At 36.6% G+C, this 21869-nt stretch carries 19 protein-coding genes; 11 read left to right on the forward strand and 8 right to left on the reverse strand.

The genetic code is table 11. From position 1 onward, the window contains the following. Window positions 1-74 precede the first annotated feature (74 nt). The 5 genes from Q0972_RS12705 to Q0972_RS12725 all read left to right on the forward strand — a co-directional run bounded on the left by Q0972_RS12705 (window position 75) and on the right by Q0972_RS12725 (window position 6722). The gene (locus Q0972_RS12705; protein ID WP_299366102.1) at window positions 75-3086 is read left to right on the forward strand and encodes a leucine--tRNA ligase; all 3012 of its coding nucleotides are present in this window, start codon (window positions 75-77) and stop codon (window positions 3084-3086) included. A gap of 82 nt (window positions 3087-3168) precedes the next feature. After that, window positions 3169-3528, forward strand: coding sequence for a hypothetical protein (locus Q0972_RS12710; protein WP_299366104.1), 360 nt, complete (start codon window positions 3169-3171; stop codon window positions 3526-3528). Between the two features lie 485 nt (window positions 3529-4013). Beyond that, entirely contained in the window at window positions 4014-5114 is a 1101-nt protein-coding gene (gene ald / locus Q0972_RS12715) for an alanine dehydrogenase (RefSeq protein WP_299366106.1), read from the forward strand. 87 nt (window positions 5115-5201) lie between these two features. After that, entirely contained in the window at window positions 5202-5891 is a 690-nt protein-coding gene (locus Q0972_RS12720) for a zinc metallopeptidase (protein ID WP_299366107.1), read from the forward strand. 102 nt (window positions 5892-5993) lie between these two features. Then, a complete protein-coding gene (locus Q0972_RS12725; RefSeq protein ID WP_299366109.1) occupies window positions 5994-6722 on the forward strand; it encodes a Bax inhibitor-1 family protein in 729 nt (242 codons plus the stop codon). 53 nt (window positions 6723-6775) lie between these two features. Here the strand turns inward: Q0972_RS12725 and Q0972_RS12730 are convergent, their stop codons facing one another. Then, window positions 6776-7246, reverse strand: a complete 471-nt coding sequence (locus Q0972_RS12730; protein ID WP_299366111.1) for an Lrp/AsnC ligand binding domain-containing protein — start codon at window positions 7244-7246, stop codon at window positions 6776-6778. A gap of 50 nt (window positions 7247-7296) precedes the next feature. After that, on the reverse strand, window positions 7297-8661 hold the full coding sequence (locus Q0972_RS12735; RefSeq protein WP_299366113.1) for a saccharopine dehydrogenase C-terminal domain-containing protein: 1365 nt from the start codon (window positions 8659-8661) through the stop codon (window positions 7297-7299). Between the two features lie 80 nt (window positions 8662-8741). Between Q0972_RS12735 and Q0972_RS12740 the strand changes: the two genes are divergently transcribed. After that, window positions 8742-9131 carry a DUF423 domain-containing protein gene (locus Q0972_RS12740; RefSeq protein ID WP_299366115.1) on the forward strand — a complete coding sequence of 130 codons (390 nt, stop codon included), beginning with the start codon at window positions 8742-8744 and terminating at the stop codon, window positions 9129-9131. 65 nt (window positions 9132-9196) lie between these two features. Next, window positions 9197-10816 (forward strand): phosphoenolpyruvate carboxykinase (ATP), encoded by a 1620-nt coding sequence (gene pckA / locus Q0972_RS12745; protein ID WP_299366117.1) that lies wholly within the window; start codon window positions 9197-9199, stop codon window positions 10814-10816. Window positions 10817-10892: 76 nt separating this feature from the next. On the opposite strand, the gene Q0972_RS12750 is transcribed toward pckA, so the two are convergent. Next, on the reverse strand, window positions 10893-11642 hold the full coding sequence (locus Q0972_RS12750) for a uroporphyrinogen-III synthase (protein WP_299366119.1): 750 nt from the start codon (window positions 11640-11642) through the stop codon (window positions 10893-10895). Window positions 11643-11659: 17 nt separating this feature from the next. Beyond that, on the reverse strand, window positions 11660-12310 hold the full coding sequence (locus Q0972_RS12755) for a DUF4271 domain-containing protein (protein WP_299366120.1): 651 nt from the start codon (window positions 12308-12310) through the stop codon (window positions 11660-11662). Window positions 12311-12449: 139 nt separating this feature from the next. Here Q0972_RS12755 and Q0972_RS12760 point away from each other — a divergent pair, with 139 nt between their 5' ends. From Q0972_RS12760 to Q0972_RS12770, 3 genes are read left to right on the forward strand one after another with little or no spacing between them, the layout of a single operon-like run. Then, a complete protein-coding gene (locus Q0972_RS12760; RefSeq protein ID WP_299366122.1) occupies window positions 12450-13175 on the forward strand; it encodes a polyprenol monophosphomannose synthase in 726 nt (241 codons plus the stop codon). 4 nt (window positions 13176-13179) lie between these two features. Continuing rightward, window positions 13180-14523: a dihydroorotase gene (locus Q0972_RS12765; RefSeq protein ID WP_299366124.1), complete on the forward strand. Its 1344-nt coding sequence runs from the start codon at window positions 13180-13182 to the stop codon at window positions 14521-14523. Then, entirely contained in the window at window positions 14523-14975 is a 453-nt protein-coding gene (locus Q0972_RS12770) for a DUF4296 domain-containing protein (RefSeq protein WP_299366126.1), read from the forward strand. Before Q0972_RS12765 ends, Q0972_RS12770 begins: the two co-directional genes overlap by 1 nt. On the opposite strand, the gene Q0972_RS12775 is transcribed toward Q0972_RS12770, so the two are convergent. Further along, window positions 14972-15997, reverse strand: coding sequence for an NAD-dependent epimerase/dehydratase family protein (locus tag Q0972_RS12775; RefSeq protein WP_299366128.1), 1026 nt, complete (start codon window positions 15995-15997; stop codon window positions 14972-14974). The two genes, Q0972_RS12770 and Q0972_RS12775, sit on opposite strands and share 4 nt — an antisense overlap. Window positions 15998-16176: 179 nt before the next feature. Between Q0972_RS12775 and tyrS the strand changes: the two genes are divergently transcribed. After that, window positions 16177-17475, forward strand: coding sequence for a tyrosine--tRNA ligase (gene tyrS, locus Q0972_RS12780; protein WP_299366130.1), 1299 nt, complete (start codon window positions 16177-16179; stop codon window positions 17473-17475). A gap of 79 nt (window positions 17476-17554) precedes the next feature. On the opposite strand, the gene Q0972_RS12785 is transcribed toward tyrS, so the two are convergent. The 3 genes from Q0972_RS12785 to Q0972_RS12795 all read right to left on the reverse strand — a co-directional run bounded on the left by Q0972_RS12785 (window position 17555) and on the right by Q0972_RS12795 (window position 21795). After that, window positions 17555-17998: a YHS domain-containing (seleno)protein gene (locus Q0972_RS12785; protein WP_299366132.1), complete on the reverse strand. Its 444-nt coding sequence runs from the start codon at window positions 17996-17998 to the stop codon at window positions 17555-17557. A 40-nt stretch (window positions 17999-18038) separates the two neighbouring features. Then, window positions 18039-19019, reverse strand: coding sequence for an acyl transferase (locus Q0972_RS12790; RefSeq protein WP_299366134.1), 981 nt, complete (start codon window positions 19017-19019; stop codon window positions 18039-18041). Window positions 19020-19092: 73 nt separating this feature from the next. Continuing rightward, window positions 19093-21795: a T9SS type A sorting domain-containing protein gene (locus Q0972_RS12795; protein WP_299366136.1), complete on the reverse strand. Its 2703-nt coding sequence runs from the start codon at window positions 21793-21795 to the stop codon at window positions 19093-19095. Window positions 21796-21869: the final 74 nt, after the last annotated feature.

Here is a 21869-nt window from a genome sequence, read left to right on the forward strand (position 1 = left end):
CTACATAGTGGAAAAGATTGCCACATCAAGCCTTGGGCTTGATTCGCAATGACAAATACATCATATTGTAAATTATGAAATACAACTTCAACGCGATAGAAAAAAAGTGGCAAAAGATTTGGTCAGAGCGCCAAACTTTTAAAGCAGAGAATAATTCAGAAAAGTCTAAATACTATGTTTTGGATATGTTTCCTTATCCAAGTGGTGCAGGCTTACATGTAGGTCATCCGCTAGGATATATTGCCAGTGATATTTATGCACGCTACAAACGCCATAAAGGCTTTAATGTATTGCATCCCATGGGATATGATAGTTTTGGCTTGCCTGCAGAACAGTATGCCATACAAACAGGACAACATCCTGCATTAACCACTGAAGCCAATATTAAAACCTATCGCAGACAGTTAGATCAAATTGGTTTTTCGTTTGATTGGTCTCGTGAAGTACGTACTTCAAATCCAGAATATTATAAATGGACGCAGTGGATTTTCATTCAGCTGTTTGAATCTTGGTATAATTATGAAAGTAATAAAGCCGAGCACGTTGATACACTCGTCAAAGTTTTTGAAGCTGACGGTAATCAAAATATCAATGCCGCTTGCGATGATGATACCGAAGTATTCTCTGCAGACCAATGGAAGGCCTATTCTAAAGTTGAAAAACAACATATACTTCTAAAATATAGATTGACCTATTTAGCAGAAACCGAAGTGAATTGGTGTCCAGCATTAGGAACCGTTTTAGCTAATGATGAAATTGTTAATGGTGTGTCAGAACGTGGTGGTCATCCTGTGATTCGCAAAAAGATGACCCAATGGAGCATGCGTATTTCTGCCTATGCCGAACGTTTGCTTCAAGGTTTGGATACGATTGATTGGACAGATGCTTTAAAAGACATCCAAAGAAACTGGATCGGTAAATCCGTTGGTGCTTCCGTCACCTTCAACGTCACTGCGAGCGAAGCGAAGCAATCTCACCAAATCGAAGTTTTTACCACAAGACCAGATACCATTTTTGGAACCTCCTTTATGACTTTGGCTCCAGAGCATGAGTTGGTGTCTCAAATCACTACTGAAGCTCAAAAAGCTGAGGTTGAAGCCTATATTGAGGCCACGGCTAAACGTAGTGAACGTGATCGCATGGCAGATGTGAAGACCATTTCGGGCGTATTTACAGGAGCGTATGCAGAACATCCCTTTACCAAGGAACCGATTCCGATTTGGATAGGTGATTACGTACTGGCAAGTTATGGCACAGGAGCTGTGATGGCTGTACCGTGTGGTGACCAGCGCGATTATGATTTTGCTAAACATTTTGACATTCCGATTCCAAATATATTTGAAGGTGTTGATATTTCTGAAGAAGCTTTTGCAGATAAGGACAAAACCATTATTGCCAATAGTGATTTCATCAACGGCATGAATTATAAAAAAGCCACCAAACGTGTCATTTACGAATTGGAGCAAATCGGGCAAGGTAAAGGTAAAACTAATTACCGACTACGAGATGCAGTTTTCTCAAGACAACGTTATTGGGGCGAGCCTTTTCCAGCGTATTATGTGGATGGTATGCCTCAAATGATAGCTACTGAGCATTTGCCATTAACGCTTCCTGAAGTTGAAAAATATCTTCCGACCGAAGAAGGCGAACCGCCATTAGGTAGAGCAACACATTGGGCTTGGGATACTGATCAGTGTGCTGTAGTCAGTAATCAGTTGATTGATCACGAAACAGTTTATCCATTGGAATTGAATACCATGCCAGGTTGGGCAGGAAGTTCGTGGTATTTCTTTAGATATATGGAAGATGCCAAGCGCAACGAGGTCTTTGCTAGTGAAGCCGCTTTAAACTATTGGGATAGCGTAGACTTGTACATTGGTGGAAGCGAGCATGCGACTGGTCACCTGCTATACTCACGTTTTTGGGTAAAGTTTCTATACGATAGAGGTTATGTAAGTGTCAATGAGCCCTTTAAAAAACTGATTAACCAAGGAATGATATTGGGAACGAGTGCCTTTGTGTATAGATATAATTGGTCTCTTGGTATCGATGGGGCAATAAGTAAGCCACCAATTTTTATATCAAAAACATTTTTAGATAAAATAAAGAGCAAAGATTATGCATTAAGTGATAATTGCGAAGCTATTGATTCTATAATTGGAGAGTTGTCATCTAAACATCAAGCAGTTTTTATGGAAGCACAAATAAGAAGCTTTCCGTTTACAGCGATTCATGCTGATGTTAGTTTTATTAATGCTGCAAATGAATTAGATATCAGAAAATTTAGAGATTGGAGAGAGGAATTTGCTGAAGCCTATTTTATTGATAGTGAAGGCAAATTAATTAATGAAGACAATGGTGTATTCCATGTTGAACGAGACGTCGAAAAAATGTCCAAATCCAAATTTAATGTCGTTAATCCTGATGAGATTTGTGAGCAATATGGCGCGGACAGTTTAAGACTCTACGAAATGTTTTTGGGACCATTAGAGCAATACAAGCCTTGGAATACGGCTGGTATTACAGGTGTGCATGGGTTTCTTAAAAAATTATGGAAGTTATTCCACCAAGGCGAAAATAACACGTTCTATGTGGACGCTTCCCCTTTGGGGAAGTCGGAAGGGGCTGAGAGTTTTAAAACCCTTCATAAAACCATAAAGAAAGTCGAGGAGGATATTGAGAATTTTTCGTTCAACACTTCAGTTTCGACCTTTATGATTGCCGTGAATGAATTAACCGCTCAAAAGTGTGCAAGCAAAGCGATACTAGAACCCTTATTAATTTTAGTGTCTCCTTATGCACCTCATATCGCTGAAGAACTCTGGGAGCAGTTAGGGCATATGGAATCCATCGCCACAGCACCATTCCCAAAGTTTGAGGAAAAGCATTTGGTGGAAAGTTCTAAAAACTACCCTATTTCATTTAATGGTAAAATGCGTTTTACGTTGGAGTTACCATTAGATATGAGTAAGGAGGATATTGAAAAAACGGTGTTAGCTTACGAAAAAACCCAAGAACAGTTACAAGGACGTACGCCTAAAAAAGTGATTGTAGTACCAGGTAAGATTGTAAATATTGTGGGCTAGGCCTATAATGGGCATTTAAAATGTCAGTTCGAGTATTCCGACCAAAAGCGTCGGAATGTATCGAGAACTAATTTTTAATAAAATGATACTAAAACCAGAAAGAATACTTAAGATTGGGATATTCTTTTTATTGGTGTTTCTCATTAGTCACGGACTTTTATGGCTCTTCGAAGAACGTTTCGATAAAACCCGTTGGGCGAGTGACCCATTGCATCGATATGAAATGGTGGATGATCTTATAGAATCACAACTTTTAATGCAAAAGCCGAAACCCGAAGTCATAGCCATTTTGGGTGAGCCAAGTTCAAGCTCAAATACGGAGAAAGATATGTTCATTTACAAGATTGGTGATCCACCGAGTTTTTTTAATTCAAGGAAAGAACATCTCCTTATCATTTTTGTCAATCAAAAAGTAGATGAAGTCACTTTAGCTTTTGAGTGAAAAATAGGTAACGTCATTGCGAGGACAAAGAACGAAGCAATCTTTCTAATTGAAGTATTTTCAAAATAATAGATTGCAGTACCCCCGTATCTTCAATCAAAGTATATTTTGATTTCTATAATCGCAAATCAGTCGAAGTAATGCTTGAAAAAACTTTGTCAGTTCGAGTGTCACGCTATTAGCGTAACGTATCGAGAATTTATCAATAAAAAAACGTGTTTTTCCACTTTATCGAAACTATAGTACGTACGTCTATTGTCGTATTTTTTTGAAAATGAATGATTTGTTGAAATATTCATAAAATAAAAACATCAAAATCAGAATTTCATAAAAATGACTTCAAATAGGTAGTCAAATTTGGATAGCTAATTATTTTAATAGTATTTCATAGTGCTATTAATCTCAATAATCTACTAAATCTGAAATGGGCTTAATTAGTTTTAGCCTGTTTCATTTAGTAGATTTATAAATTTAAAATCTATCAAATGAAAATCGGAGTCCCAAAGGAAATCAAGAACAATGAAAACAGAGTTGGTATGACACCAGCTGGAGCTTTTGAACTTATTAAAAACAATCACACCGTTTATGTACAGAAGAGTGCTGGTTTAGGCAGTGGCTTTTTTGACGAAGACTACGAAGCGGTCGGAGCTATTTTATTAGACCGTATAGAAGAGGTCTATGCTTCTGCCGATATGATTGTAAAAGTAAAAGAACCTATTGCAGAAGAATATGACTTAATTGAACCACATCATGTGGTATTTACCTATTTTCATTTTGCCTCTAGTGAACCATTAACTAGAGCGATGCTTAACAGTGAAGCCGTTTGTATTGCTTACGAAACCGTTGAGGATGAGGATGGATCACTACCGCTGTTAACACCAATGTCTGAAGTTGCCGGACGTATGGCCATTCAACAAGGTGCTAAGTATTTAGAGAAGCCAATTAAAGGACGAGGTGTATTATTGGGAGGTGTGCCAGGAGTACCGCCAGGAAAGGTTTTAGTACTTGGCGCTGGGACAGTTGGTATCCAAGCCGCAAAAATGGCAGCAGGCCTAGGTGCGCATGTCACTATTATGGATATCAACATGAAGCAATTACGTTATGTTAACGATGTGATGCCCAATCACGTTGTAACCGAGTTTTCGAGTGAGTTCAATATAAGAAATAGAATAAAGGATCATGATTTAATCGTTGGGGGCGTCTTAATAAAAGGTGCAAAAGCGCCAAAATTAATTACTAAAGATATGTTGAAAGAGATGCGACCAGGAACCGTTATCGTAGATGTAGCTGTAGATCAAGGCGGTTGTATAGAAACGACCAAGGCCACAACACATGAAGATCCTACTTACATTGTCGATGACGTAGTGCACTATTGTGTAGCAAATATGCCAGGCGCAGTACCTTACACATCAACTTTGGCCTTAACCAACGTCACATTACCTTATGTTCTTCGATTAGCCAATCAAGGATGGGAAGTAGCTTGTGCCAAAGATAAATCACTTAGAAAAGGATTGAACATTGTAAAAGGTAAAATCGTATACGAAGAAATTGCAGAGGCCTTTAACTGGTCTATTGATGCGATGTAAAGCTTAACATACTGACAATATTTCCTGTCAAATTTTTGGCGTATTATTTGCTATCTTTAAATTAGTAATAGTTAAATTTTTATTGATATGATGGGATATTATATACTTGCAGGAGCTATTTTTCTTGTAAGTTCGTATGTAAGTAATAAGTTGAAAAGTAAGTTTCAGCATTATTCGAAGATTCATCTCAGAAATGGAATGAGTGGTCGGGAAATCGCTGAGAAGATGTTGGCTGATAATGGAATTTATGATGTTGAGGTCATATCTACCCCTGGTCAGTTGACGGATCATTATAACCCTAAGAATAAAACGGTCAATTTAAGTGAAGTGGTTTATAATCAGCGCAACGCGGCCGCTGCTGCTGTAGCAGCTCACGAAGTGGGCCATGCAGTACAACATGCAAAAGCTTATAGCTGGTTACAGATGCGATCTGCTATAGTTCCTGCTGTAGGTATTAGTAGTAAATTATCTAATATCATAATAATGGTAGGCCTTGTACTTTCGGTTGGAGGATCGGTTCTTGGCAATAGTATATTCTTAATAGGGATTCTACTTTTTGCTGTTACTACTGCTTTTACATTTATAACGCTTCCTGTAGAGTATGATGCGAGTAATAGAGCTCTAGCATGGTTGGAAAATAAGAATATGGTTTCTCAAGAAGAGCATGCAGGAGCGCAAGATGCACTTAAGTGGGCGGCAAGAACATATTTAGTGGCAGCATTAGGTTCTTTAGCGACCCTACTTTATTTTATAAGTATATTTTTAAATAGAAGGTAAGTTGCAAAAATTTGAAAACTAAGAGCTCTGAATTTCAGGGCTTTTTTTATAGTTTATATTCTGAAAATACTTACATTTATACGACTAAATTTAATTAATATTATGGAAAATCAATTGCCCAATCAATTCCCTGAACAGCAACAAAGTAAAGTACTGGTAAGTAGTTTATCTGATATTGAACGTGTTGCATTTTATAAAAAGACCTACAGTCACGTAGCAGGCGGTGTACTTGTGTTTATTCTTTTTGAATATTTATTACTCCAAAGTGACACAATTGTAGAGTTTATGTTATCTATGACGGAAGGTTATAAATGGTTATTAATGCTTGGTGGCTTTATGTTGGCTACTAATTATGCAGAAGGCATGGCATTACGAACGACAGATAAAAACAAACAGTATCTGGCTTATGGCATCTATATATTTTTCGAGGCTTTAATATTTGTACCATTAATTTATATTGCTGCATATTATATGGAGTCTGGCCCTGAAATCCTTAATCAGGCTGCTATAGTAACCTTGGCTTTATTTACTGGATTATCTGCTGTAGTATTGGTAACAAAAAAGGATTTTTCTTATTTAAAGACAGGATTGACCATTGGTTTTTTCATCGTCATCGGTCTAATTATCGCAGGAACACTATTTGGTTTTAATTTAGGTCTGTGGTTCTCAGTTGGAATGTGCTTATTAGCTGGCGGTTCCATTTTGTATCAAACATCAAATATGGTCAACAAGTATAGTGTTGAAGATTATATTCCTGCAGCACTTGGACTATTTGCCTCCTTAATGCTACTATTTTGGTATATATTGAGAATATTTATGTCTAGAGATTAAACAGAATAAATTCTTCAAACATATTTTTAAAGGTTATCAGTTTTGGTAACCTTTTATATTTTAATCTGCCTATTAATCTGTTGTTGCAAAGAGATAAATGTTTCAGTTCTTGAGACGCCTTTGATGCCTTGAATTTGTGTATTTAGCAAGTGCATTAAATGCTCATTATCCTTTGAAAGGATTTTAATAAATATACTCCATTCACCAGTGGTATAGTGACACTCAATAACTTCTGGTACGCGCTGCAATTGTTTTACGGCTTCAGGATTACTAACGGCTTTATCTAAATAAACACCTACAAAAGCCATTGTGGTGTAGCCCAATACTTTTGGATTAATAATGAATTTTGAACCCGATAACAAACCCGACTTTTCTAATTTCTTGAGCCGTTGATGGATAGCGGCACCAGAAATACCAACATTTCGGGCAATTTCTAAAATAGGTGTTCTGGCATCTTCCATTAAAGCCCTAAGAATCTTTTTATCAATACCATCAATATAGATGCCCTTATCACTAACTTTCATAAAATAAACTTTAAAATTGAAAGCTAAAAATAAGAAAAGGATTATAAATCTTAAAGATTAAGTGGATTATAGCCCAAATATGGTACTTCCTTTTCCGTGAATTTAACACCGTAGGTTTCCAATTCCTCCAAAATGGGCGTGTACACTTCTTTAGTAATAGGAATCTGAACACCTGGTGTTGTTATTTTGCCATTTAAAATATCTAAAGTTGCCATGGCAACTGGTAAACCCACCGTCTTTGCCATTGCTGTGTAGGTCTGGTCCTCACCAACGACCACCATGGTCGCATCAATTTGATGTTTTTTTCCATCAAGTTCGTAACCAAACTTATGATACATCACAATCATGTCCTTGTCATCTGCATCCAGTGTCCAACTATCCATTAAAATTCTCTGAAGAATTTGTGCAGGAGTCGCTTTATCAAGACCAACCATTTTGTTAGGGTTAAAAATATCGAGCTCTAAAAATTTGTCCCAAATAATATCATCCTGATCTATATTTAGGGCATGTCTAAATTTTAACTCTACAGAATCCGTTGGGCTATATGGTAAAAAGGCATTAACGAAATCGCGATAACTCATATTGACACTATCGTCAATAGTGTAGCTATCATCCGTCATTCCTAATTGTACAAAGACATTCCATGCACGACTAAAACCCACACGTCTCATAGTCCCTCGATACAAAGTCTTGGCGTGGCCCAAACCATAAGCATGCTGATAGGTTAGAGAATCTCTATTGGCATAGCCTTCAAAGCGTCCATAACCATCAATATCTAAAAATTCGGTACGTCTGAATAGTCGACCATAGGGAATGTATTTGAATTGATTTTCCTGTAAAAACTTAGCAGCACCACCTTGACCTGCAAGTACCACATTTCTTGGGTTCCAGGTAAACTTATAATTCCAGAGATTATCATCGCTTTCTGGAGCAACAAGTCCGCCTGTAAAGGATTCAAACAAAATCATTTTGCCGCCATTATCCCTTATGCGATCAATGACTTGCATCGCACTCATATGGTCTATACCAGGGTCGACGCCAATTTCGTTCATAAAGACCACATTATTGGCCTTGGCATCAGTATCTAGGGCTTGCATTTCTTTACTTACATAAGAAGCCGTTACCATATGCTTTTTGTAAGTAATGCAATCTTTAGCTACCTCAATATGAAAGCGTGCTGGCAACATAGAAACAATGATATCGGCATTTTGGATGGCTACAACCCTTGATTCTGGCTTAAAAACATCCAAATGAATAATATCTACATTAGTGTGCTCTCCAACAAGTTTTTTTGCATTTTCTACATTAATATCACCAATGGTAATTTGAAGCTGTTCACTTTCCGATTTATCTAATAAGTACTTAATAAGGTAAGATGATGATTTTCCTGCACCAATAATTAAAATCTTTCGCATAGTGGCTTTATATGACTAATTTTGTAGGCACGAATGTAATAAATACAAAAAGCAAAAGAAACATAAATTCGGTTTTACTTATGAACAAAAAGTTGCTTATCATAGGCTCAATTTTAGGAATTTTAGGAATAGTTTTAGGAGCCTTTGCTGCTCATGGTCTCAAAGAATTGGTAGATGCGAACGCCGTAAAATCTTTTGAAACCGGCGTGCGTTATCAAATGTATCATGCTTTTTTATTATTGATTTTGGGAGGCACGTCTTTTGTAAATACTAAAATCAAAAGAATAATACTTTACATAGTCATCATTGGTATAGTTTTCTTTTCAGGTTCTATTTATGGACTGGCCACAAATGAGCTCACAAGCTTTGATTTTAAGAGCATAGCCATGATAACACCAATAGGTGGTTTGCTTCTAATTATAGCTTGGGTAGTGATGTTAATCGGGATTATAAGAAATAAGGTCGATTAATGCTATTTCGCCATGTAATTATAAAATAAAATTATAATTTTGTGCCCTAAAACAATACGAAAATTATGGCCAACCATACGTCTTCAACGAAAACGATTTCGTTAGAAAAATACGGCATAAAAAATGCCAAAATCCACTATCAACTACAGCCCAAAGAACTTCAAGCCATTACCGTAGAAAAGGGTATTGGGAAAGAGACACTAAACGGAACTTTAGCCATCAATACAGGCAAGTTTACAGGACGTTCGCCAGAAGATCGCTTTTTGGTTAAGGACGATTATACCGAAGACCGTATTTGGTGGGGAAAATCCAATAAGGCGATTTCACCAGATAATTTCGATTTTTTACAATCCGAAATAGAAAATTATCTAAGCGGTAAAGAAGTATTTGTTAGGGATGGCTATGTTTGTGCAGACCCTAAATACAAAATGAACGTAAGGACAATAACCGAGTACCCTTGGTCTAATATGTTCATTTACAATATGTTTTTAAGACCTGAAGAAGATGAGCTAAACGGTTTTGAAGAGGAATGGTTGGTACTATGCGCTCCAGGTTACGAATGTCCAAATCATGAAGCTCACGGTCTAAGACAAGGTAATTTTTCTATTTTAAATTTCACTAAGAAGATTGCCTTAGTGGCAGGTTCTGCCTATACAGGTGAAATGAAGAAAGGTATTTTTACAGCTTTAAATTTTATTTTACCAGTAGAGAGAAGCGTATTGCCAATGCACTGTTCCGCCAATGTAGGTGAGGACGGAGAAACGGCTATATTCTTTGGTCTATCTGGAACAGGAAAAACAACCTTATCCACAGATCCAGACCGTCAATTAATAGGTGATGATGAGCATGGATGGACTGCAGAAAATACCATCTTTAATTTTGAGGGTGGTTGCTATGCAAAAGTTATTGACTTATCTGAAGAAAAAGAACCAGATATTTACAGAGCCATTAGACCAGGAGCCATTTTAGAAAATGTTGTTTTTAAGGACAACGGCGAAGTCGATTATTTAGATAGTACCATTACACAGAATACACGTGTAAGTTATCCCATCTATCATATCGATAATATTAAGACACCATCTTATGCTGCCAATCCGAAGAATATTTTCTTCTTAACGGCAGATGCTTTTGGTGTTTTACCTCCAATATCCAAACTAACACCAGCACAGGCGGCTTATCATTTTATTTCGGGATATACAGCAAAGGTTGCAGGTACTGAGGCCGGAGTTGTAGAGCCACAGCCATCGTTTTCTGCTTGTTTTGGGGCGCCATTTATGCCTTTACATCCAGCAAAATATGCCGATATGTTGAGCAAAAAAATGAAAGAAGCAGGAGTTAATGTATGGCTCGTAAATACAGGCTGGACAGGTGGTCCTTATGGTGTTGGTACACGCATGAAGCTAAAATATACTAGAGCGATGATTACAGCTGCGTTAAGCGGACAGTTAAGTAATTATACCTACGAAGATTATCATATCCATTCTGTGTTTGGTGTGGCTCAGCCAAGAACTTGCCCTGGTGTACCCACGGAAGTATTGAGTCCAAGAGCTACATGGAATGATGATAAGGCCTATTACGATATGGCATTTAAACTATCCAATGCCTTTAGGGAAAACTTTAAACAATTTGAATCTGGTGCTTCTGAAGAAGTTAGACGTGGAGGACCACAACGATACAATTATTAAACCTTAGATTTTATATAAACAAAAAGCGATTCTAAATTTAGAATCGCTTTTTGTTTATAATGTATTGTTCGTCTGATTACTTTCCTTTATTTACCGCATCTATATACTTTTGTAAGGCCATGGTCATCGATGGTGTTTCTGGCGTTGGTGCAGCAATATCAACACGTAAGCCTTTTTCCTTAACCGCTTTAACAGTAGTATTGCCAAATACAGCAATGCGTGTATCGTTTTGTTTAAAGTCTGGGAAATTATGGAATAAGGATTCAATACCAGATGGGCTAAAGAATACTAAAATGTCGTAATAAACGTCTGCCAGATCAGATAAATCACTAATCACGGTTTTATAGAACGTAGCTTGTTTCCAGTTAACGCCCAAATTATCTAAAGTTTCTGGGATTATTGGCTTTACCTTATCTGTAGTAGGTAACAAAAAGGCTTCGTCTTTATATTTTTTAATTAAAGGTATGAGATCGCCAAATGTGCGTTTACCTACATAAATTTTACGCTTTCTGTACACAACGTATTTCTGTAAGTAATAGGCAACCGCTTCAGATTGGCAGAAATACTTCATGGTATCTGGCACTTTAAAACGCATTTCGTCTGCAATTCTAAAGAAATGGTCTACAGAATTTCTACTGGTTAAGATAATCGCAGTAAACTTACTGAGATCTATTTTTTGTTGTCTGATTTCTTTGGCTGAAACACCTTCTACATGAATAAAAGGTCTAAAGTCAACTTTGACTTTTTGCTTTTCCTGTAAGTCAAAATATGGAGAGTTCTCTATCTTAGGCTCTGGCTGTGATACTAAAATCGTTTTCACTTTCATAGGTAAACCTCTTTGTTTTAAGCGTTATACTCCCTAATTACCTTATATAAAAGCACATAAGGTGCAATTTCGAGAGCGCAAAGATACAACAAAAAATAGAAATAATTGGGATTTATTATTTTTTGATAGTTTTTAAATGAAGTTGCAAAGCCAATGAGATTTATTAAGCAAATCAAAGAAAAAGATACAATTATGATAATCTTTGAATAATTCGAAGTATATAATAGCAATAGGTTGGCTGGTAACAAGATAAAACCCGAGTAGTTAAGGAAGGTGATTTTTTGAAACAGATACCCATCTACGATACTATCTATCTCAAAGAGACTACCAATAAGCCGCTCTAACAGTGTTTTGATAATAACGACGACCGCAACTGCAAAGAAAAGTTTCAAAAAAAAGATCAATTCAAACTGTAATGGAACAATAAAAACAGAATAGCTAAAATACAGGAATATACTTCCCGAAAATGCCAGATTAAGAAAAAGAAAACCATCAAAAGGATCTATGAACTTTTGATCTTTACTGTAGATTTTCAAGTATTTTGAATTGCTTACAACCGATAAAAAATCACTAAAGCGCAATGTGTTTAGATATTTTGCCACAGCAATGGCGATCAACCCTAAGATCGTGAATATCGTAAACCACTCGTGAGTAATGAAATTCCGCATAATTGCTAAATTATAAAGAAAATAAAGGGTAACATAATTAAAATCTTAATAATCCTATAACAGGTTATAATCCATTAAAAACTTTACATTTGCTGGAAATTCTATCAGCAACGTAGTCGTTTGCTATAAAAATATATAAATGTCTGACGCACTTGTCATCATCCCTACATATAATGAAATTGAAAATATTGAGGCCATTATTAGGTCCGTGTTTTCACAAGAAAAAGCATTTCATATTTTGGTAGTAGATGACAATTCTCCTGATGAAACTGCCAAAAGAGTTAAGACTTTACAAAATAAATTCCCAGATCAGTTGTTTTTATTGGAGCGCAACAAAAAAGAGGGGTTAGGTGGAGCTTATATCGCCGGTTTTAAGTGGGCATTAGAAAAATCGTATACCTATGTTTTTGAAATGGATGCCGATTTTTCGCACAATCCAGATGATTTAGTTAAGTTGTATAGGGCTTGTGCCGAAGAAGGAGCAGATGTTTCGGTAGGATCGAGATATGTAAAAGGCATTACAGTGGTTAATTGGCCACTATCTAGAATTTTACTGTCTTATGGGGCTTCTAGATATGTGCGTTTTATCACAGGAATGAAGGTTAAAGACTCTACCGCAGGATTCATATGCTATAGAAGAGCAGTACTAGAAGCCATAGATCTAAATAAAGTTAGATTTATAGGCTATGCGTTTCAAATAGAAATGAAATTTAAAGCATATAAAAAAGGGTTTCAAATTGTAGAAATTCCTGTTATTTTTAAGGATAGAATTAAAGGTAAATCAAAAATGAGCGGCAGTATTATTTCTGAAGCCGTTTTTGGTGTTATCAGTTTAAAATTAAAAAGCTTATTTATCAAGTCATAAAGATATGAAAGGACATACCCTCATTAAAAATGCTAAAATCGTCAACGAAGGTAAAACTATTGAAGGCGATATTCTCATTGAGAATGATATTATAAAGGAAATAGATACATCAATCAGCGTAAAATCTGCCGATATGACGGTTATTGACGCAGAAGGCAACTATGTGTTACCCGGTATGATTGATGATCAGGTACATTTTAGAGAACCTGGACTAACGCATAAGGCAGATATAGAGACCGAATCTAAAGCTGCATTAGCAGGAGGTATTACCTCTTTTATAGAGATGCCCAACACCAATCCGCAAACTACAACGGTCGAAAAATTAGAAGAAAAGTTTACTATAGCTTCAAAATCGTCACACGCCAATTATTCGTTTATGTTTGGTGGCACTAATGATAACTTAGATGAAATTCTGAAGGTAGATTCCAAAACGGTTGCTGGGCTTAAAATATTCCTAGGATCTTCTACGGGTAATATGTTAGTTGATGATCCTAAAGTACTTGAAAAGATATTTTCAAATACAAACATGGTTATTTCGGTACATTGTGAGGATGAAGCAACTATTAAAGAAAATTTAGCAAAGTATAAAGCCCAGTATGGTGATGATATTCCTATGGAAATGCATCCCATCATTAGGAGTGAAGAAGCTTGCTATCTATCTTCATCAAAGGCCATTGAACTTGCTGAAAAAACAGGTGCCAGACTGCACGTCTTCCACTTATCTACAGGAAAGGAAACCAATCTGTTTACCAATAAGATTCCTCTAGAAGAGAAGAAGATTACTTCCGAAGTATGTATTCATCATTTATGGTTTTCAGATGAAGATTATGCCAAAAAGGGAAGCCATATTAAATGGAATCCGGCTGTAAAGACCTCAAAAGATAGGGCACAACTTCTTGAAGCACTGTTAGATGATAGAATAGATGTTATTGCAACAGACCATGCTCCCCATACTATTGAAGAGAAAAGTAATCCATACACAAGCGCTCCTTCTGGCGGACCGTTAGTGCAACATGCATTGGTAGCACTGTTAGAAATGCATCACCAGGGAAAAATTTCAATAGAAAAAATTGTTGAAAAAGCCTGTCATAACCCAGCAATACTATTTGATGTAGAAAAAAGAGGATATATAAAAGAAGGCTATTTTGCTGATCTGGTTGTAGTAGATTTAAATAACCCGTGGACAGTAAACAAAAGTAATATTTTATATAAATGTGGTTGGTCTCCTTTTGAAGGGAGTACCTTTAGAAGTAGAATAACACACACATTTATTAATGGTCAGCTAGCCTATAACAATTTTAAGGTATTAGACGTTAAAGCAGCACGACGTTTAACTTTTAATAGGTAATGAGGAACATCAGTTTTATTTTGTTGGGATTGCTTTTACTTTTTTTTGCTTGTGATAATGAAAGCAAGCCAAAAAAACCTAGCAATCTCATTCCTAGGGATAAAATGGAAAACATTCTTTATGATCTTTACATCGTTAATGCAGCAAAGGGGACAAACAAAAAAGTACTAGAAAAAAATAATGTCATACCAGAGACTTATATATTAACTAAGTATGGTATAGATAGTTTGCAATTTGCAGAGAGCAATAGCTATTATGCATTCGATTCTGAGGAGTATAGAAAAATGGTCGATAATGTTAAGACAAGACTTCAAGACGACAAGGAATATTTTGAAGACTTGCAAAAAAAAGAAGGTGAGGCCGCAAAGAAAAGGCGCGATTCCCTTGGTAGAGCTAGGCGCCAAAGTAGAGACTCGATTCAAAAAACAATGAAAATACAGGATGATAATTAATGATCGCCTTTTAAATCCTTAAGATATAATTGGCAAACCTCGTTAATAGATTGGTCAATAGGTTTGAACTCAAAACCAAGAGTTTTTTTAAGTTTTGAATTATCATATTTGGCAATACTTATAGCTGATTTTGCTGTCTGTTTTGAAAGACTGCGTCGCGTTCCGAATAATTTATGTTTTAACCAGTCTAACCGCCATGCTACATTGAGTAGCCACGGCTTAGCTTCCTTTTTTGGAGGTGCCACATTTAATGCTTTCGCTACCTTATATTGAAAATCCTTGAAACTGAGATTTTCAGATACCAAAATAAAGTTCTCATTTTTGATGTCTTTTTCCATGAGTTCAATCATAGCATTGACAACATCAAAGACATCTACATAGCCTACAATACCATTTACATAATAACGCATTCCGTTATGGATTTGCCTAAACAAGTTGCCACTACTTCCACCTTTCCAATAACCAGCACCGAGAATTATCCCTGGATTAACGACAATAGCATCGACCTTTTCTTGTGTGCCTCGCCAAACTTCGAGCTCAGCCCCATATTTTGTAATGGCGTATACGCTGTTGTCTTCTTCACGGTTCCAAGCTGTTTGTTCGTTAATGAGCTTCTCGGGATTTTCATGATGTCCAAGGGCGGCAATTGAACTTACGTAGCACAATTTTTTTATTGCGTTGCTAATGCACAAATTAACAATATTGGCTGTGCCTTCGATATTTATTTTGCGCAATTGATAATATTCGTTCGGTTCAAAAGAAACAAATGCAGCACAATGATAAACGTAAGTAACCCCTTTAAAGGCGTTTTGCAGTTTTGGAATATCATTAATATCTGCTTCCACCCATTCTATAGATTTAAATAAAGATTCAGCATCATCAGAAAAATACGAAAAAACATGTGCAACACGTTTTAAGGTCTTTTCTCTTCTGTAAGTCGCACGGATATTTTCGCCATTGTTCGCTAGCTTAAAAAGCAAATGAGCACCTACTAATCCTGTTCCCCCTGTAACTAATATCATATTTTAATCCTCATTAAATAAAAACGCGGTTACTGTGCCTGCCCTTGTCTGCTCGCCTCACGAAGTCTCGTACGGAGGATAGGCAGATAGGCGTAGCCGAAGTAAAATTACGTTAAAATTGTCTTTTGTCTTTTAAAGTGGAAACATATCTTTGCTGACATCTAATCACACATATTATAATGAACAAGAATTTTGTCGAAGAATTACAATGGCGAGGAATGCTACATCAAAGTATGCCAGGAGTTGAGGAACATTTATCTGAAGCAATGCGGAGTGCTTATGTTGGTTTTGATCCAACGGCAGATTCTTTACATATAGGTAACTTAGTACCTATAATGTTACTCGCCCATTATCAACGTTGTGGTCATAAACCTGTGGCACTAGTTGGTGGTGCTACTGGTATGATTGGTGATCCATCAGGTAAATCGAACGAAAGGAATCTTTTGGATGAAAATACGTTGCGCCATAATCAAGAAGCTATAAAAAAACAATTATCCCATTTCTTGGATTTTGAAAGCAATGGACCTAACGCTGCTGTTTTGGTGAATAACTACGATTGGATGAAAGAATTCTCATTTTTAGGATTCATAAGGGATGTTGGGAAGCATATAACAGTAAATTATATGATGGCCAAAGATTCTGTAAAGAATAGAATTTCTGGGGAATCGTCTAATGAGGGTATGAGTTTTACGGAGTTCACCTATCAGTTGGTACAAGGCTATGACTTTTTACATTTATATAGAGCAAATGATTGTACTATTCAAATGGGCGGAAGTGACCAGTGGGGAAATATTACTACTGGCACAGAATTGATAAGACGTATAGGAAATGGAAAAGGTTTTGCGATTACCTGTCCTTTAATCACAAAAAGTGATGGTTCAAAATTTGGAAAGTCAGAAGGAGGTAATGTTTGGTTGGATGCTAAAAGAACATCGCCTTACAAGTTTTATCAGTACTGGTTAAACTCAAGTGATGAAGATGCAGAAAAGTATATTAAGATTTTTACGTTTTTGGATGAGGTTGAAATCAATGAAATCATCTCCCAGCATGACGAAGCACCACATTTAAGAGCGCTTCAAAAACAATTGGCTAAAGAGATTACCACAATGGTGCATTCTAAAGAAGATTTTGAAAATGCGAAAAAAGCCTCAAATATTTTATTTAGTAAGTCATTCAAGGAAGATATACAAACTTTAGATGAGGCTACATTTTTAGATGTTTTTGAAGGGGTTCCTCAAGCGCATATTCCACAATCAGAGTTTGACGAAGGTCTCGATATGATTGGTGCGCTAGCGGCTAAGACTAGTTTTTTAAAATCTAACGGTGAAGCACGCCGCGCTTTAAAAGAAAATTCTATTTCCGTAAATAAAGAGAAGGTAAAAGAAGACTACAAATTATCGACCGAAGATTTAATAAACGATAGGTATATCATTTTGAATAAAGGTAGAAAGAATACTTATATCATTAAGGTGGTATAAAAAAAGTGCCCAAAATCTCTTTTGGGCACATCTAACCAATCAATCATAAGGCTAAAATTAATTCTTCTTTTTCATAGAATTAACCAAACTTTATAGCCTCCCAATTTTTGTCGGCTTGTTTCTGCAAACCTTTCACATCTTTTTTCAGCCATTTTTTTAAAGTGTTATTTCCCCAAGAATTATAAAATAGATAAAGTTTGCCATCCCTGATTTCAAAAGTTTTGGGGTTAATGTCAACTTTCTTGGAACTCAAGGCTATGGCATAAGCGCAATAGCCTCCATATTGAGGAACATACTTAGTCGGATTGTCTAAAAACGTATTTAAATTTTCTTGAGAACTGAACTTAAATTTTACACCATCATAGGTGGTAGAAAATTGTTTTAAACCTTCCTTGGCTTCGTTGTTAAAGTAGGCAACAACATCGTAACCTTTGGCTATAAAATCTCCTTTGGTGTTATAATCTTGGGTTTGAGAAAAAATAGATGTGGTAGCAATTAGCCAGATTAGAAAAATAGATTTCATAAAAGTTGTTTCTAATCTAAGTCGAAGAATTTACAAGGACTTACAGCGCCATTAAATTACAACCGCGTATGTCTGAATGATCGAATCTGCCAATCACCTCAAATTGACCATTTTGGTAAATTCTTCCTAAATCTTGAGTAGCAATAAATGCACACGAATTTATGTTAGCCAGGTCAATGACATTGATGCCCCCTGTTTTATTAGGTTGTTGTAATGATAGCGGATCTTCAGGATCTCTAGTAATAATTTTCATCCATGGAGGGCATTCAAAAATACCGTCACCTTTAGAATACGCTTGACTCAAAAGTTCAGTCATACCATATTCACTATGAATTTTAGTTACACCAAAACTAGATTTAAGGATGTTATGAAGTTCTTGTCTAATGATTTCCTTCCGTCTACCTTTCATACCGCCAGTTTCCATAACTACAGTATGATTTAAATTAAATTGATACTGTTCGGTCAAATCCAATAATGCGAAGGAAACACCGATCAACAGTGTTTTTTGTTTTTTAGCTTCAAGTCGTTGAATGGTTTTCGCTAAATCGTCAAGATTTTTAAGATAAAAACCACTTTCTGAATGCTTAGATTTGAGTATTAAATCATTCACCATGTAAATGAGCGAAGAACCTTCACGTTCTAAATAAGAGGGTAGCAATGCCAAAACCACATAATCTTCTATGTTACCATAAAAATGACGGAAACCATTTAAATAACTTTTTTCATAAAGTTGGATATCCGTTATGAGATGCTTACTTGTTTTGCTTCCTGTTGTCCCCGAACTGGTAAACAATTTTTCAATAGGCTTATTTTCACTTAAAATTTGATGGCTCTTAAAAAATTGGATGGGTAAGAATGGAATATCAGCGATGGATTTCACATCAGCAGGATGTTTGTACAATAAGTCACAGAACGAACGATATACAGGATTGTTTTCAAACTGAAATCTAAAAATGTCCAGTGACAAAGCTTCAAATTCGGCATCGGATTTAATATGAAAAATGGCATCCTTGGAAATCATTTGGTAAAAGTATAGAAAATAAAAAAGCGCAACTAAATTTTAGTTGCGCTTTAAATATGTTATAAAACAATGTTTACTTAATTACTAACTTTCTAGTTGTTGAAGCATTGTTTTGAGTAATTCTTAGGATATAAAGACCTGTACTTAAACCAGAAACATCTAATGTGTTGTTAGTTAAACTTTCACGCTTTATTTGTTTGCCAAGTAAGTCAAATACCTCAACGTTCATTGCGTCACTACTAGGTGAAGCGATGGTTACATATCCGGCATTAGCAGGGTTAGGGAAAATAGAAAGTTTATCTAAATTAAAATTGTTTCTATCAGATAACACCTGAGGAGTAACTTCGGCATAAGTGCTACCTATTCTAAGTTCATCAAATAAAACGAATGGTGTCTCACCAGGAGAATCTTGTCTTAGTACAAAGCGATCTATTTCAGAAACCGGATTAGCATCGGTCTCTGAGAAATCAGGAGTTGGTTCAGCACCACCTAAGGTACCTGGATTTACCCAACCTTTAATATTACCAGTGCCAGGCTCGTAGCTTAACACAATAAGAACTGTATCACCAGCGCTATAGCTTCCTATAAATGGTGCTCCATTAGTGCTAGAAGTAAGACTTGTAATTGAAACTTCATAAGATGCTCCACCCCTAGTGATTACCTCTGGTCGTACCCATACTCTAACGTCGTAACCCGAATCAGATGCCGCTAAAGCTGCAATGTACCCACCATCATCAGTGTCATTGATTGCAGACAAATCGGTTACATTTACTAAGAAAGAGGCATAGACCGAGCCAGTATCTACCTCGTCGAACTCAATTTTAGATTCAGCACCGCCTCCATCAAATGCGACGTGATTACCAGTCTGAGAATTACCTGCTAAACCTGGATAAGTAAGGCCACCTGGTCCTCCAATAGTAATATCATCTCCTGAATTGAAACCTTCCCAGTTAACCTGATCACTCAAATTTTGCCCAACGGTATAATCGAACCCTTCGTAAAGAGGTAATGGTAAGGATGGGTCACAGAAACCAGATGGGACAGTGCCAGAGACTGTAGTTCCATCACAGTCACCACCATTAAGCGTTAAGTCCCATGCGTCGCCTTCCGATAGACCACTAATAGTTATAGTGCCGTCCGCAGTCATTATTGGGTCGTCACCACCTATGGTTCCACCAGATGTGGTAGAAACTGATGTTATAGTATTGTCCATTCCTGTGTAAGGAATTTCAATAGTAACAGCATCAGTGCCAGTGGTGTTTGCTAAACATACGTAGTTTTCAGTTTGTAAGCCTAAGCCGCAACCAGCACATGCAGATACAGGTCTTATTCCTAAAGTAGGACAAGTGCCTGTAGACACTAACTCCATATTAGATAAATCCCAATCTGAATAACCATCTACACCGTCATCTAAATATTGAATGCCGATAAATACATCGGTACCCATAGCAGCAGATAAATCTACACTAACGGCACCTTCATCAGCTTCAGTAACTGTGCCTGCTAGGGTCCAGGTTGTGCCGTCTGGACATCCACTGTAAGCACTTGTGTATTGCACAAGAAGATCGGTATTGCCAAAATTTTCAGCGGCATCGAATTCTAATGCCAAGTTAGACACTGCGGTCATATCTAATGGACCAAAGATTAACCAAGTATCGACATTTTCTTCACATCCACTACCACAAAAACCATTCATAGAATAGGTACCCATGTCTAGTGTCCAAACATCCATTTGAGAATTAGTTGTCACGGTAACAAGTTCAAATAGTTCAATGCCAGTACTTAAATCAAAGCATTGGTTAGTTACTGCGGTTACATCACCAGTAACAGCTACAGTTCTATCAGTAGCACCTGCTGATGATAATGTAATATCGCCAGAATAGTTCCCTATAGTCAATCCTGCTGATAATCTAACATATATAGTAGTAGAACTCACAGCTCCAGAAGGGTCTGGACTTATAGCCAAAGGATTTGTAAAGCCAGAACCTGAAGTTAGCGACAACTCAAATTCAGCAGGAGCAGTAATAGTAAGATCTCCACCTAAATCAGTAGCTGATGCAGTAAAAGAGTCTTCTGCAGATGGGCCATTTCCTAAATCATAACTAAAAGCGGCTAAAGTACCAGAAGCAGTTATATTTGGACCGCTAGGTGCTGTGTAAACAGGATTTACGGCTGCAAAGGTTGTAGCCGTAGGATCCAAGTCAAAATCTACAACTTGGACTTGTGTAGCATCCAATTGGTAAACAGTATTGTCTGCGTTTACTGCAAACCAATCATCAGTAGCCCCATCTCTGAACACGAGTTTTGGTTCGCCACCAGTATAGGAAAAATCTGCACCGCCCAATTGAACTCCATAAAGTGTGTCACCTGTCTCTTGATCAGGTATTCCAATAGCATCAAGTACATTCCCTAAAGATGTAGTTTCAAGTATGCCATCGTCATTGCTATCCAAATCATCACCTATAGATCCGGTAAAATTATCACATAATACAACGGTAAAGGCAGGATTTTCTAAATCAGGAATCATAACTTCCGCTAGGCCATTTGCATCGAAAGATCCAGTGACATTAGAAGCTCTATCCACTTCTGCTGTAGTGTTGTCACTTTCAATAGAAAGAATCCATAAGTCAAAACTGGCGCTTGGTGTTCCTTTTATTTCAAAGGAAACCATAGTAGGGTCTCCACCATCAGGGTTTGGTTCGAATTCATTGATTACTTGTCCATAAGACAAAGAAAACATTAAAAATGTAAGTAATAAGAAGTAAATTTTTTTCATAATTGATTTTAAAATTAGGGTATAAATATACTAACAAATAGTTAGTATCGATTAGTGCTAATACTAATAAAACT

The sequence above is a fragment of the Winogradskyella sp. genome (genome assembly GCF_028282165.1).
GTDB lineage: Bacteria > Bacteroidota > Bacteroidia > Flavobacteriales > Flavobacteriaceae > Winogradskyella.

Bases quoted from the DNA above. Each gene is read 5' to 3' on its own strand.
- Q0972_RS12770 (WP_299366126.1), top strand. From the start codon at position 14,523: ATGAGGAACATCAGTTTTATTTTGTTGGGATTGCTTTTACTTTTTTTT.
- Q0972_RS12750 (WP_299366119.1), bottom strand. From the start codon at position 11,642: ATGAAAGTGAAAACGATTTTAGTATCACAGCCAGAGCCTAAGATAGAG.
- Q0972_RS12785 (WP_299366132.1), bottom strand. From the start codon at position 17,998: ATGAAATCTATTTTTCTAATCTGGCTAATTGCTACCACATCTATTTTT.
- Q0972_RS12775 (WP_299366128.1), bottom strand. From the start codon at position 15,997: ATGATATTAGTTACAGGGGGAACAGGATTAGTAGGTGCTCATTTGCTT.
- Q0972_RS12730 (WP_299366111.1), bottom strand. From the start codon at position 7,246: ATGAAAGTTAGTGATAAGGGCATCTATATTGATGGTATTGATAAAAAG.
- Q0972_RS12795 (WP_299366136.1), bottom strand. From the start codon at position 21,795: ATGAAAAAAATTTACTTCTTATTACTTACATTTTTAATGTTTTCTTTG.
- Q0972_RS12710 (WP_299366104.1), top strand. From the start codon at position 3,169: ATGATACTAAAACCAGAAAGAATACTTAAGATTGGGATATTCTTTTTA.
- Q0972_RS12765 (WP_299366124.1), top strand. From the start codon at position 13,180: ATGAAAGGACATACCCTCATTAAAAATGCTAAAATCGTCAACGAAGGT.
- Q0972_RS12705 (WP_299366102.1), top strand. From the start codon at position 75: ATGAAATACAACTTCAACGCGATAGAAAAAAAGTGGCAAAAGATTTGG.
- pckA (WP_299366117.1), top strand. From the start codon at position 9,197: ATGGCCAACCATACGTCTTCAACGAAAACGATTTCGTTAGAAAAATAC.
- Q0972_RS12790 (WP_299366134.1), bottom strand. From the start codon at position 19,019: ATGATTTCCAAGGATGCCATTTTTCATATTAAATCCGATGCCGAATTT.
- Q0972_RS12720 (WP_299366107.1), top strand. From the start codon at position 5,202: ATGATGGGATATTATATACTTGCAGGAGCTATTTTTCTTGTAAGTTCG.
- ald (WP_299366106.1), top strand. From the start codon at position 4,014: ATGAAAATCGGAGTCCCAAAGGAAATCAAGAACAATGAAAACAGAGTT.
- Q0972_RS12760 (WP_299366122.1), top strand. From the start codon at position 12,450: ATGTCTGACGCACTTGTCATCATCCCTACATATAATGAAATTGAAAAT.
- Q0972_RS12725 (WP_299366109.1), top strand. From the start codon at position 5,994: ATGGAAAATCAATTGCCCAATCAATTCCCTGAACAGCAACAAAGTAAA.
- Q0972_RS12735 (WP_299366113.1), bottom strand. From the start codon at position 8,661: ATGCGAAAGATTTTAATTATTGGTGCAGGAAAATCATCATCTTACCTT.
- tyrS (WP_299366130.1), top strand. From the start codon at position 16,177: ATGAACAAGAATTTTGTCGAAGAATTACAATGGCGAGGAATGCTACAT.
- Q0972_RS12755 (WP_299366120.1), bottom strand. From the start codon at position 12,310: ATGCGGAATTTCATTACTCACGAGTGGTTTACGATATTCACGATCTTA.
- Q0972_RS12740 (WP_299366115.1), top strand. From the start codon at position 8,742: ATGAACAAAAAGTTGCTTATCATAGGCTCAATTTTAGGAATTTTAGGA.